This is a genomic window from Burkholderia ubonensis subsp. mesacidophila (genome assembly GCF_002097715.1).
Taxonomy (GTDB): domain Bacteria; phylum Pseudomonadota; class Gammaproteobacteria; order Burkholderiales; family Burkholderiaceae; genus Burkholderia; species Burkholderia mesacidophila.
The window spans coordinates 113,847-125,963 of the sequence record NZ_CP020737.1 but is presented as its reverse complement, the minus strand read 5'-3'; the positions used below and the strand labels follow the sequence as shown (position 1 = coordinate 125,963).

12 protein-coding genes are annotated in these 12,117 nt (G+C 63.9%); 1 reads left to right on the top strand and 11 read right to left on the bottom strand.

Annotated features, from left to right (window positions below):
• Window positions 1-115: 115 nt before the first annotated feature.
• Window positions 116-1,210: a uroporphyrinogen decarboxylase gene (gene hemE, locus B7P44_RS00590; protein WP_088500593.1), complete on the bottom strand. Its 1,095-nt coding sequence runs from the start codon at window positions 1,208-1,210 to the stop codon at window positions 116-118.
• 153 nt (window positions 1,211-1,363) lie between these two features.
• On the opposite strand from hemE, the gene B7P44_RS00585 reads away from it, so the two are divergent.
• Window positions 1,364-2,164, top strand: a complete 801-nt coding sequence (locus B7P44_RS00585; protein WP_084899507.1) for a transporter substrate-binding domain-containing protein — start codon at window positions 1,364-1,366, stop codon at window positions 2,162-2,164.
• 27 nt (window positions 2,165-2,191) lie between these two features.
• Here the strand turns inward: B7P44_RS00585 and B7P44_RS00580 are convergent, their stop codons facing one another.
• The 10 genes from B7P44_RS00580 to atpB all read right to left on the bottom strand — a co-directional run bounded on the left by B7P44_RS00580 (window position 2,192) and on the right by atpB (window position 12,014).
• Window positions 2,192-2,596: a CoA-binding protein gene (locus B7P44_RS00580; RefSeq protein WP_331251264.1), complete on the bottom strand. Its 405-nt coding sequence runs from the start codon at window positions 2,594-2,596 to the stop codon at window positions 2,192-2,194.
• A gap of 543 nt (window positions 2,597-3,139) precedes the next feature.
• Entirely contained in the window at window positions 3,140-4,867 is a 1,728-nt protein-coding gene (locus B7P44_RS00570; protein ID WP_084899501.1) for an AMP-binding protein, read from the bottom strand.
• A gap of 235 nt (window positions 4,868-5,102) precedes the next feature.
• Window positions 5,103-5,528 (bottom strand): F0F1 ATP synthase subunit epsilon, encoded by a 426-nt coding sequence (locus B7P44_RS00565; protein WP_076481924.1) that lies wholly within the window; start codon window positions 5,526-5,528, stop codon window positions 5,103-5,105.
• Window positions 5,529-5,679: 151 nt separating this feature from the next.
• A complete protein-coding gene (gene atpD / locus B7P44_RS00560; RefSeq protein WP_076481926.1) occupies window positions 5,680-7,074 on the bottom strand; it encodes a F0F1 ATP synthase subunit beta in 1,395 nt (464 codons plus the stop codon).
• Window positions 7,075-7,145: 71 nt separating this feature from the next.
• The gene (gene atpG, locus B7P44_RS00555) at window positions 7,146-8,021 is read right to left on the bottom strand and encodes a F0F1 ATP synthase subunit gamma (RefSeq protein ID WP_084899499.1); all 876 of its coding nucleotides are present in this window, start codon (window positions 8,019-8,021) and stop codon (window positions 7,146-7,148) included.
• A gap of 69 nt (window positions 8,022-8,090) precedes the next feature.
• Window positions 8,091-9,632: a F0F1 ATP synthase subunit alpha gene (gene atpA / locus B7P44_RS00550; protein ID WP_010093097.1), complete on the bottom strand. Its 1,542-nt coding sequence runs from the start codon at window positions 9,630-9,632 to the stop codon at window positions 8,091-8,093.
• 44 nt (window positions 9,633-9,676) lie between these two features.
• Window positions 9,677-10,216 carry a F0F1 ATP synthase subunit delta gene (locus B7P44_RS00545; RefSeq protein ID WP_042586703.1) on the bottom strand — a complete coding sequence of 180 codons (540 nt, stop codon included), beginning with the start codon at window positions 10,214-10,216 and terminating at the stop codon, window positions 9,677-9,679.
• A gap of 2 nt (window positions 10,217-10,218) precedes the next feature.
• Window positions 10,219-10,689, bottom strand: a complete 471-nt coding sequence (locus B7P44_RS00540; protein WP_010093101.1) for a F0F1 ATP synthase subunit B — start codon at window positions 10,687-10,689, stop codon at window positions 10,219-10,221.
• Between the two features lie 131 nt (window positions 10,690-10,820).
• Window positions 10,821-11,087 carry a F0F1 ATP synthase subunit C gene (atpE, locus tag B7P44_RS00535; protein ID WP_084906312.1) on the bottom strand — a complete coding sequence of 89 codons (267 nt, stop codon included), beginning with the start codon at window positions 11,085-11,087 and terminating at the stop codon, window positions 10,821-10,823.
• A gap of 75 nt (window positions 11,088-11,162) precedes the next feature.
• A complete protein-coding gene (gene atpB / locus B7P44_RS00530; RefSeq protein ID WP_084899496.1) occupies window positions 11,163-12,014 on the bottom strand; it encodes a F0F1 ATP synthase subunit A in 852 nt (283 codons plus the stop codon).
• Between the last annotated feature and the right edge of the window lie 103 nt (window positions 12,015-12,117).

Sequence of the window (12,117 nt, the reverse complement as noted above, 5' to 3'; positions counted from 1 at the left end):
TGTATAAGTCAAGTCTTGACAAGCTGCCGATCACCCGCCCGGGCGGGGTTGCGCCCTGTTTAGCTCAGGGCGCGAAACGCTGCGGCTCCGCACCGCAGCACGCCCGCACTTGCAATCAGCGCGCGGCTCCGCTACGGATTGCGCGGCTGTGGTTGTGCACCTCGTCGACCAGCTCGGCGACGTGCTCGGGCGGCGTGAACTGCGAGATGCCGTGGCCGAGGTTGAACACGTGGCCCGGATGGTTGCCGTAGCTGTCCAGCACCGCGCGCGCCTGCTCGCGGATCGCGGCCGGCGGCGCAAACAGGATCGTCGGATCGAGGTTGCCCTGCAGCGCGACGCGCCCCGCGACGCGCTCGCGCGCGGCGCCGACGTTGACGGTCCAGTCGAGCCCGACCGCGTCGACGCCCGTCGCCGCGATTTCCTCGAGCCACAGCCCGCCACCCTTCGTGAACGTGATCACCGGCACGCGCTCACCGTCGTGCTCGCGCTTGAGCTGCGACACGACGCGCCGGATGTAGTCGAGCGAGAAGCGCTGGTACGCGCCGTCGGCAAGCGCGCCGCCCCACGTGTCGAAAATCATCACCGCCTGCGCGCCCGCTTCGATCTGCGCGTTCAGGTACGCGGCGACCGCCTGCGCGTTGACGTCGAGGATCCGGTGCATCAGGTCCGGCCGCGAGTACGCCATCGACTTCACGGTGCGGAAGTCGTCCGAGCCGCCGCCTTCGACCATGTAGCACGCGAGCGTCCACGGGCTGCCCGAGAAGCCGATCAGCGGCACCCGCTGGCGGCCCTGGCCGTCGGTGAGCGCGCGGCGGATCTCGCGCACCGCGTCCGTCACGTAGCCGAGCGTCGCGCCGATGTCCGGCACCGCAAGCTTCGCGACATCCGCCTCGGTGCGCACCGGATGCGCGAACTTCGGCCCTTCGCCGACCTGGAAGTCGAGACCGAGGCCCATCGCATCCGGAATCGTCAGGATGTCCGAGAACAGGATCGCGGCGTCGAGCGGGAAGCGTTCGAGCGGCTGCAGCGTCACTTCGGTCGCGTAGTCGGGATTCTTCGCGAGCCCGAGGAAGCTGCCTGCGCGCGCGCGCGTCGCGTTGTATTCGGGCAGGTAGCGGCCGGCCTGACGCATCAGCCAGATCGGCGTGTAGTCGGTCGGCTCGCGCAGAAGCGCACGCAGGAAGGTGTCGTTGAGCAGGGTATGAGCCACGGTGGAGGCGACGATGCGGAAGAGGCAAAAGCGCATTTTACCGGAGCGGCGCGATCCCGCCGCGTACGCGGCGCCGATGGCGGCCATATGACGCGCGCGATGGCTCCGTTATGATCGGACACCCATATCGAAACGAACGAAGGAGGAGACCCGATGAAGCAGCTCGCCACGATCGCCGCCGTCGCCGCGCTGGTATGCGCCGCGGCCGCGCACGCGCAGACGGCCCCGGGCGGCAGCGGCGCGGCAGGCGCCGGCTCGCGGCTCGACGACGTGCTCGCGCGCGGCACGCTGCGCATCTGCACGACGGGCGACTACAAGCCGTATTCGTACTATCGCGCCGACGGCAGGTTCGAGGGCATCGACATCGACATGGCCGACGCGCTCGCGAAATCGCTCGGCGTGAAGGCCGACTACGTGAAGACAAGCTGGCCGAACCTGACCGCGGATTTCGTGGCGAAGTGCGACATCGCGGTCGGTGGCGTATCGACGACGCTCGAGCGCCAGAAGCGCGCATTCTTCACGCAGCCGTACATGACCGACGGCAAGACCCCGATCGTGCGCTGCGCGGACGCCGACAAATACCAGACCGTCGCGCAGATCGACCGTCCCGAGACCCGCGTGATCGTGAACCCCGGCGGCACCAACGAGCGCTTTGCGAAGCAGCACTTCACGCACGCGAACGTCACCGTCTACCCGGACAACGTGACGATCTTCAAGCAGATCCTCGCGGGCAAGGCGGACGTGATGGTGACCGACGCGTCCGAGACGCTGCTGCAGCAAAAACTGAATCCGGGCCTCTGCTCGGTGCATCCGGACCAACCGTTCCAGTTCGGCGAGAAGGCGTACATGGTGCCGCGCGGCGACGTCGTGTTCCAGCAGTACGTCGATCAATGGCTGCACCTGTCGCTCGCGAACGGCGAGTTCCGGGCGATCTCGGACAAGTGGCTGAAGTAACGCCGGCCGCCGCGGCCGGGCCGCCCATCAACCCGCGCCGAGCCGCCGATGCTCGATCAGCACGCAGCGATCCATCACGACGTCGAGGCCCGCCGCGCGCGCCCGTGCGGCCGCGGCCTCGTCGATCACGCCAAGCTGCAGCCACAGCGACTGCGCGCCGATCGCGATCGCATCGTCGGCGACCGCTGCGACTTCCGACGACTTGCGGAACACGTCGACCATCCCGATTGCGATGCCGTCGTGCGCGAGCGCGGCCGTGGCGGCAGGCAGCGACGCGTAGCAGCGCTCGCCGAGCACGCGCCGGCCGTCGAGCGCCGGATTGACCGGCACGATCCGGTAGCCCGCCTGCTGCATGGTTTCGGCGACGCCGTGGCTCGGGCGATGAGGTTTATCCGAAAGGCCGACTACCGCGATCACCCGATCACGTTTCAAAATCTTTCTGATGATTGAATCGTCGGACATCAAATCCTCTGCGCGTTGCACTTTTTGGCGTGCAATTGTGGACTTCGTCGAGCCTGTCACGCATGAAAAACGCATTACGCGCATGCGATGAAAACTCTTTCGAAAATATTGGTAAAAATGACCTCCATAGAGCCCCTTAAAACAGCAAAAAATCCCGGGAAGCCTTATCTGGCGGGCGTTACAACCTGAAACACTTTGTTACCGCGAGGGCACATCAATTCGCCCACAATGCCTTTCAACGGTTTCAACACGGATGCGGTCTCGTGTGCCAAGTGTGAGCGGACGCGAAGCACTGCGAGCCCGTCGGTTATATGCCGAAGCCCTTCCGGGGGGCATCCTTGTTGGAGTCGTTTCCGGTCCCCGGACCGGACGCGTTCCATCTTTGGTCTCCTCGCGCTAACCCCGTAGCGTGTGGTTTTTAGCGGGCTAATAAGCCCGCTTTTTTTCGTCCATCGAAAACGCAACGGCCCGCAGGCCGTCGCGCTTTTCCTCCGTCGAGCCGCCGGAGCCGCATCATGCGGTCTTCTGCACGTCGAGCTTCAGCTCGTCGATCATGCGCTGGCGCATCACGAACTTCTGCACCTTCCCCGTCACCGTCATCGGCAACTCGTCGACGAAGCGGATGTAGCGCGGAATCTTGTAGTGCGCGATCTGCCCCTGGCAGAACGCGCGCACGTCGTCCTCGGTCAGCTGCTCGCCCGCGCGCAGCACGATCCACGCGCACACTTCCTCGCCATACTTCGCGTCGGGCACGCCGAACACCTGCGCGCTCTGGATCTTCGGATGACGAAACAGGAATTCCTCGATCTCGCGCGGATAGATGTTCTCGCCGCCGCGGATCAGCATGTCCTTCAGCCGGCCGACGATGTTGCAGTAGCCGTCCGCGTCGAGCGTCGCGAGATCGCCGGTGTGCATCCAGCCGTCGATCAGCACATCGCGCGTCTTCTCGTCGTCGTCCCAGTAGCCGCGCATCACCGAGTAGCCCTTCGTGCACAGCTCGCCCGTCGCGCCGACCGGCACGATGCCGCCGCTCGGATCGACGATCTTCACTTCCAGGTGCGGCTGGATGCGGCCGACGGTCGTCGTGCGCATCTCGAGCGGATCGTCGGTCGAGCTCTGGAACGACACCGGGCTCGTCTCCGTCATCCCGTACGCGATCGTGATTTCCGACAGGTGCATTTGCGACACGACGCGCTTCATCGTCTCGATCGGGCACGGCGAGCCGGCCATGATGCCGGTGCGCAGCGACGACAGGTCGTACTTCGCGAAGTCCGGATGATCGAGCTCCGCGATGAACATCGTCGGCACGCCGTGCAGCGCGGTGCAGCGTTCGTCGGATACCGCGGCGAGCGTCGCGGCCGGGTCGAACGCCTCGCCGGGGAACACCATCGCCGCACCGGTCGATACGCACGCGAGCACGGCCAGCACCATCCCGAAGCAGTGATAGAGCGGCACCGGAATGCACAGCGCATCCTGCTCGGTGAAGCGCATTGCCTGCGCGATCGAGCGCGCGTTGTTGACGACGTTGCGGTGCGAGAGCGTCGCGCCCTTCGGGCTGCCGGTCGTGCCGCTCGTGAACTGGATGTTGATCGGATCGATCGACGCGAGCGCCGCGCCGAGCGCGTCGAGCGCGGCCCGGTCGAGCGCCTCGCGGCCGCGCGCCATCACGTCGGCAAAGCGGAACATGCCGGCGGGCGCAACCTCGCTCATCGACACGATCGTGCGCAGGCTCGGCACGCGCACCGCATGCAGGTCGCCCGGCGTCGCGCTCGCGAGTTCCGGCGCGATCGCCTGCAGCATCTCGACATAGCCGGACGACTTGAAGCGCTCGGCGGTGATCACCGCCTTGCAGCCGACCTTGTTCAGCGCGTATTCGAGTTCCGCGAGCCGGTAGGCGGGATTGAGGTTGACGAGGATCGCGCCGATGCGCGCGGTCGCAAACTGGGTGAGCAGCCATTCGCTGCGGTTCGGCGACCAGATGCCGACGCGGTCGCCCCGCGCGATGCCGAGCGCGCCGAGGCCCGTGGCCAGCACGTCGACCTCGTCGGCGAATTCGCGCCAGCTCCAGCGCACGTTTTGCTCACGGAACACCACGGCCGGGCGATCGGGAAAGCGTTCGGCAGTATCCCGCAGGAACTGCCCGATCGTCGCTTCGGAAAGCGGCACGTCGGTCGCGCCGCGCACGTACGACAATCCGTTCTCGGGCGCGATCAGCGCCCGCACGCCAGGGTCTGCAGCCATGAATGTCTCCTGTCGACCAGAGTTGGCGCTTTAGCGCTTACTCTGGTCCCATGCAAAGCTCGTGTCTTTTGTCAGTCTGATGCAGCGGACGATAGCGCGCTCCGCTGACAACACTCTGACATCGATTCTCGGCTATCGGGCGAAATAGCACGCTCGGACGAAACCCTGACGAAACCGGGGCGAAAAAAAAGCAGCCCGGAGGCTGCTTTCTTTCGCACGACGCATGAAGCGCGGCTCAGTGACGGCTGCGGATCTTCGCCAGACGCTGGATCGCTTCGAGCTGCGCCATCGCGGTCGCGAGCTCGGACTGCGCCTTCGCGAGGTCGATGTCCGACTTCGCGTTCTGCAGCGTTTCCTCGGCGCGCTTGCGCGCTTCCTCGGCCTTCGCCGAGTCGAGATCCTTGCCGCGGATCGCGGTATCGGCGAGCACCGTCACGGCGCCCGGCTGCACTTCGAGAATGCCGCCCGCGACGAACACGAATTCGTCGTTGCCGCTTTCGGTTTCGATGCGCACCGCACCCGGACGAATCCGCGTGATCAGCGGCGTGTGGCCCGGCAGGATGCCCAGCTCACCCGCTTCGCCCGGCAGCGCGACGAACTTCGCCTCGCCCGAGAAGATCTGCTCTTCCGCGCTGACGACGTCTACTTTGATGGTTGCCATATCGACTCCTGTCGACGAGTGTTAGCGCTTCAGCGCTTACTCTCGTCCCATGCACGGCGGTTGAGCGTATTCGTGGGCGCCCGTCCGCGAAGCGCTACCGAGATGGTAGCCATCGCGGACGCACGGGCGCCCGCTGCGTTACACCCGACCTTTACTGGATCTTCTTGGCCTTCTCGAAGGCTTCGTCGATCGTGCCGACCATGTAGAACGCCTGTTCCGGCAGGTGATCGCACTCGCCGTCGACGATCATCTTGAAGCCGCGGATCGTTTCCTTCAGCGGCACGTACTTGCCCGGCGAGCCCGTGAACACTTCAGCAACGTGGAACGGCTGCGACAGGAAACGCTGGATCTTACGTGCGCGCGCGACCGACAGCTTGTCTTCCGGCGACAGTTCGTCCATGCCCAGAATCGCGATGATGTCGCGCAGTTCCTTGTAGCGCTGCAGCGTCTGCTGAACGCGACGGGTGATCGAGTAGTGCTCTTCACCGATCACGTTCGGGTCGATCTGGCGCGACGTCGAGTCGAGCGGGTCGACCGCCGGGTAGATACCCAGCGAAGCGATGTCACGCGACAGAACGACGGTTGCGTCCAGGTGGCCGAAGGTGGTTGCAGGCGACGGGTCGGTCAAGTCGTCCGCAGGGACGTACACGGCCTGGACCGACGTAATCGAGCCCTTCTTGGTCGACGTGATGCGTTCCTGCAGCTTGCCCATTTCTTCAGCCAGCGTCGGCTGATAGCCCACTGCCGACGGCATACGGCCGAGCAGTGCCGACACTTCGGTACCGGCCAGCGTGAAACGGTAGATGTTGTCGACGAAGAACAGCACGTCGAGGCCTTCGTCACGGAAGTGCTCGGCCATCGTCAGGCCGGTCAGCGCCACGCGCAGACGGTTGCCCGGCGGCTCGTTCATCTGGCCGTACACCAGCGCGACCTTGTCGAGAACGTTCGAGTCCTTCATTTCGTGGTAGAAGTCGTTCCCTTCACGCGTACGCTCGCCCACGCCCGCGAACACGGAGTAACCGCCGTGTTCCTTCGCGATGTTGTTGATGAGCTCCATCATGTTGACGGTCTTGCCCACGCCAGCACCGCCGAACAGGCCAACCTTGCCGCCCTTTGCGAACGGGCAGATCAGGTCGATGACCTTGATACCCGTTTCGAGCAGTTCGGTCGACGGCGACAGTTCGTCGAACGCCGGCGCCTTCTGGTGGATCGAACGGGTGTGTTCGCTCACGATCGGGCCAGCCTCGTCGATCGGACGGCCGAGCACGTCCATGATCCGGCCGAGGGTCGGCTTGCCGACCGGCACCGAGATCGGCTTGCTCGTGTTCTTCACCGTCAGACCGCGGCGCAGGCCGTCGGAAGCACCCAGACAGATGGTGCGGACCACGCCGTCGCCCAGCTGCTGCTGGACTTCGAGCGTCAGTTCCGAGCCTTCCAGAATGAGCGCGTCGTAGATCTTCGGCATGCTTTCGCGCGGGAATTCCACGTCGATAACGGCGCCGATGCACTGTACGATCTTGCCTTCTACCAAAGCAGCAGTACTCATCGCTTTTCCTTTAAATACCTGATTCTTTACTCGCGCAAAGGCGCAGTTTCGGGTGGTCTTGCGGCTCGCGCTTAAACAGCTGCGGCGCCGCCGACGATCTCCGACAGTTCCTTCGTGATCGCGGCCTGACGGCTCTTGTTGTACACCAGCTGCAGCTCGCTGATCACGGTCTTCGCGTTGTCCGACGCAGCCTTCATCGCGACCATCCGCGCCGATTGCTCCGACGCCATGTTTTCCGCGACAGCCTGGTACACCAGCGCCTCGACGTAGCGCACCAGCAGCTCGTCGACGACAGCCTGCGCATCCGGCTCGTAGATGTAGTCCCACGACGTGGCCGGCGTGCCGTCATTCGCCTCGAAGTGCTCCGACGACAGCGGCAGCAGCTGCTCGATCACCGCTTCCTGCTTCATCGTGTTGACGAAGCGCGTGTACGCGAGATAAACCGCCGACAGCTTGCCTTCCGAGTACAGGTCGAGCTGCGTCTTCACCGCGCCGATCAGCTTGTCGAGGTGCGGGGTGTCGCCGAGGTGCACGACCTGCGACATCACCTTCGCGCCGAAGCGGTTCAGGAACCCGAGGCCCTTGCTACCGATCGCGGTGGCTTCGACCTTCTGGCCCTTCTCTTCCAGCTCCTTGAACTTCTGCACCGTCGCGCGCAGCACGTTGGTGTTCAGACCGCCGCACAGACCCTTGTCCGTCGTGACGAGGATGATGCCGGCCGTCTTCGCGCCGTCGTTCGCCACCATGAACGGGTGACGGTACTCCGGGTTCGCGCGGCTCATGTGCGAAGCGATGGCACGGACCTTGTCCGCATACGGACGAGCGGCGCGCATACGTTCCTGCGCGCGGCGCATCTTCGATGCAGCCACCATCTCCATCGCCTTCGTGATCTTGCGCGTGTTCTGCACGCTCTTGATCTTGCCGCGAATTTCCTTCATTCCAGCCATAGCTTGCTCCTTGACCGAAGCGGCGCGGGCGCATCAGCACCCGCGCGGCCTCAGTGTGTCACTCGCGGATCAATAGGCACCGGACTTCTTGAAGGATTCGATCGCCGCGCGCAGCGCGCCTTCGTCGTCCTTCGAGAGATCCTTGGTGTCTTCGATGCGCTTGATGAGGTCAGCGTGGCTGGTCTTCAGGAATTCGCGCAGGCCCTTCTCGAACGGCAGCACTTGCTTGACGTCGAGGTCATCGAAGTAGCCGTTGTTCGCGGCGTACAGCGACACGGCCAGTTCCCACACCTGCAGCGGCTGGTACTGCGGCTGCTTCAGCAGTTCCGTCACGCGGCGGCCGCGCTCGAGCTGCTTGCGGGTCGCTTCGTCGAGGTCCGACGCAAACTGCGCGAACGCTGCGAGTTCACGGTACTGCGCGAGGTCGGTACGGATACCGCCCGACAGCTTCTTCACGACCTTCGTCTGCGCGGCGCCACCGACTCGCGACACCGACACGCCGGCGTTGATTGCCGGACGGATGCCCGCGTTGAACAGGTCGGTTTCCAGGAAGATCTGGCCGTCGGTGATCGAGATCACGTTCGTCGGAACGAACGCGGTCACGTCGCCCGCTTGCGTTTCGATGACCGGCAGTGCCGTCAGCGAACCGCTCTTGCCCTTCACTTCGCCGTTCGTGAACTTCTCGACGTACTCTTCCGACACGCGAGCCGCGCGCTCGAGCAGACGCGAGTGCAGATAGAACACGTCGCCCGGGTACGCTTCACGGCCCGGCGGGCGGCGCAGCAGCAGCGAGATCTGACGGTATGCCCAAGCCTGCTTGGTCAAGTCGTCATAGATGATCAGCGCGTCTTGGCCGCGGTCGCGGAAGTATTCGCCCATCGTGCAGCCCGCGTACGGTGCGAGGTACTGCATCGCGGCGGAATCCGACGCCGAAGCGGCGACGACGATCGTGTATTCCATCGCGCCGGTTTCTTCCAGCTTGCGAACCACGTTCATGATCGACGAAGCCTTCTGGCCGATCGCGACGTAGATACAGATCAGGTCCTTGCCCTTCTGGTTGATGATCGTGTCGAGCGCCACCGCGGTCTTGCCGCACTGACGGTCGCCGATGATCAGCTCACGCTGGCCACGGCCGATCGGCACCATCGAGTCGATCGACTTCAGGCCGGTCTGCACCGGCTGCGACACCGACTTGCGCCAGATCACGCCCGGGGCGATCTTTTCGATCGCGTCGGTCAGCTTCGCGTTGACCGGGCCCTTGCCGTCGATCGGGTTGCCCAGTGCGTCGACCACGCGGCCGACGAGTTCCGGGCCAACCGGGACTTCGAGAATGCGGCCCGTCGTCTTGACGATGTCGCCTTCCGAGATGTGTTCGTATTCGCCGAGAATCACCGCGCCGACCGAGTCGCGCTCGAGGTTCAGCGCGAGGCCGAACGTGTTGCCCGGGAACTCGAGCATTTCGCCCTGCATCACGTCCGACAGGCCGTGGATGCGCACGATACCGTCGGTCACGGAGATCACGGTGCCCTGGTTGCGAACGTCTGCGCTCGCTTCAAGGCCCTGGATCCGGCTCTTGATCAGCTCGCTGATCTCAGAGGGATTGAGTTGCATTATTCGCTCCTGATAGTCAATTCTGTTGCGTGCCGGCGTGGCGCTCAGGCGGTCAAGGCAGCCTGCATCGAAGCAAGGCGCGCGCGAACCGAAGAGTCGAGCACTTCGTCGCCAACCGTCACGCGCACGCCGCCGATCAGCGACGAATCGACTTCGACCGTCGGCTTCAGCTTGCGCTTGAACTTGCGCTCGAGGCTCGCGACGAGACCTTCAAGGTCCGTACCGTTCAGCGGGAATGCGCTGACGATCGTTGCGTCGGCGGCGCCTTCGCGCTCGTTCTTGAGCGCGTCGAACTGCACGGCGATTTCCGGCAGCAGCGCGATGCGATGATTGTCGACCAGCATCTGCACGAAGTTCTTCGCCTCGGCGGACGTCGCGAGCGGCGACTTCGCCGCGGCAAGCAGCAGCTCGGCCACTTGCGCGCGGGTCACCTTCGGGTTCGACGCCACGGAGAGCACTTCGGGCAGATGCGCAACCTGGGCCAGCTCTTGCACGAGCGTGGACCAGGCGGCGATGTCACCCCCCTCGGCCACGCGGAACAGCGCTTCTGCGTAAGGGCGGGCGATGGTTGCAAGTTCGGCCATGATCAGAGCTCGGCTTTCAGTTGATTCAGCAGTTGGGCGTGGGCCGTTTGATCGACTTCGCGCTTCAGGATCTGCTCGGCGCCCTTCACGGCCAGCGTAGCGACTTCGCCACGCAGCGCTTCGCGCGCCTTCACGATTTGCTGTTCTGCTTCCGCTTTCGCCTGGGCGACGATGCGGGCGGCTTCAGCCTGGGCGTTGGCCTTGATTTCCTCGGCGACCGCCTGGGCACGCTTTTCAGCGTCGGCGATGCGCTGCTGGCCGTCATTGCGGGCCTGCGCGAGTTCCTGGTCCACGCGCTTGTGCGCTGCGTCGAGTTCCGCCTTGCCCTTTTCTGCGGCGGCGAGGCCGTCGGCGATCTTCTTCGCGCGCTCGTCAAGGGCGTTGATCAACGGCGGCCACACGAACTTCATCGTGAACCACGCGAGGACCAGGAACACGACCATTTGCGCAAACAGAGTTGCGTTGAGATTCACGGTGTTTCCTTATCTGCTATTCCGGGGAAAAATGAAACGGTAAGGCGCTCATCGAGTTGCATTCGATCAGCGCCCCAAGTCTCCGTTCCGCCCTGCGCCGGCTTGCGCCGGACGCATATTTCCGAGGAACCTTAGGCGAGCTTCGACAGGAGCGGGTTCGCGAACGCGAACAGCATGGCGACACCAACACCGATCAGGAACGCCGCGTCGATCAGGCCGGCCAGCAGGAACATCTTCGTTTGCAGCGGGTTGATGAGTTCCGGCTGACGTGCGCAGGCTTCGATGTACTTGCCACCCATCAGCGCGATACCGATACAGGCGCCGATAGCACCCAGGCCGATGATGATGCCGATACCGATGGCGGTCAGACCCTGGATGTTGGCGATGTAAGCTTGCATGATCACTCCTTTGTGAAAAGACTTGGAACTGAGATTTAAAAAACTAAAACGAAGACTCTTGTTTGCACGTCGCGCTTAGTGCTTGTCGTGCGCCTGGCCGAGATACACCAGCGTCAGCATCATGAAAATGAATGCCTGCAACAGAACAATCAGGATGTGGAAGATTGCCCAGACGCTGCCCGCGATCACGTGACCAATGAAGCCGAGGAACGATGCATCGCCGCCGAAGCTCCACATGCTGCCGAGCAGGGCGATCAGCAGGAACAGCAGCTCACCCGCGTACATGTTGCCGAACAGCCGCATGCCGAGCGAGACGGTCTTTGCGAGATATTCGACGATGTTGAGCGCGAGGTTCGGGATCCACAGCAGCGGGTGGGCGCCGAACGGCGCCGACAGCAGCTCATGCACAAAGCCGCCCGCACCCTTGATCTTGATGCTGTAGTAGATCATCAGGACGAACACGCCGAGCGCGATGCCGAGCGTGCCGTTCAGATCGGCCGTCGGGACGATGCGATGGTGGGAAATGACGTCCGACAGACCGAGCAGGCCGATCACGCGGCCCGGCAGGTCGACGGGGAGGAAGTCGAGGGAGTTCATCAGCGCGACCCACACGAACACAGTCAGTGCGAGCGGAGCGATGAATGCGCGGTTGCCGTGGACGATCGCCTTCGACTGGTCTTCGACCATCTCGACGAGCATCTCGATTGCGCACTGGAAGCGGCCCGGCACGCCGGACGTCGCCTTGCGGGCAGCCAGTCGCAGCACGAGGATGGTGACGACGCCACACACGATCGACCAGAACAGCGTGTCGAGATTCCAGACATGAATGTCGAAAATCGACGTCTGATGCGAGGTGGAGAAATTCTGCAAGTGGTGCGCAATGTACTCGGACGGATCCGGACCGCGCGTGCCTTCGCTAGCTGCCATATCGTTAATGCCACCCAAATTGTCGAAAATCGTTTTGCCCGATTCCGCAATACGCTATTGCGGGAACGGGCCGGCGCGCTTTCGAGTCGAAACCGCGCGCTGC

Bases quoted from the DNA above. Each gene is read 5' to 3' on its own strand.
- B7P44_RS00585 (WP_084899507.1), top strand. From the start codon at position 1,364: ATGAAGCAGCTCGCCACGATCGCCGCCGTCGCCGCGCTGGTATGCGCC.
- B7P44_RS00570 (WP_084899501.1), bottom strand. From the start codon at position 4,867: ATGGCTGCAGACCCTGGCGTGCGGGCGCTGATCGCGCCCGAGAACGGA.
- B7P44_RS00565 (WP_076481924.1), bottom strand. From the start codon at position 5,528: ATGGCAACCATCAAAGTAGACGTCGTCAGCGCGGAAGAGCAGATCTTC.
- atpD (WP_076481926.1), bottom strand. From the start codon at position 7,074: ATGAGTACTGCTGCTTTGGTAGAAGGCAAGATCGTACAGTGCATCGGC.
- atpG (WP_084899499.1), bottom strand. From the start codon at position 8,021: ATGGCTGGAATGAAGGAAATTCGCGGCAAGATCAAGAGCGTGCAGAAC.
- atpA (WP_010093097.1), bottom strand. From the start codon at position 9,632: ATGCAACTCAATCCCTCTGAGATCAGCGAGCTGATCAAGAGCCGGATC.
- B7P44_RS00545 (WP_042586703.1), bottom strand. From the start codon at position 10,216: ATGGCCGAACTTGCAACCATCGCCCGCCCTTACGCAGAAGCGCTGTTC.
- atpE (WP_084906312.1), bottom strand. From the start codon at position 11,087: ATGCAAGCTTACATCGCCAACATCCAGGGTCTGACCGCCATCGGTATC.
- atpB (WP_084899496.1), bottom strand. From the start codon at position 12,014: ATGGCAGCTAGCGAAGGCACGCGCGGTCCGGATCCGTCCGAGTACATT.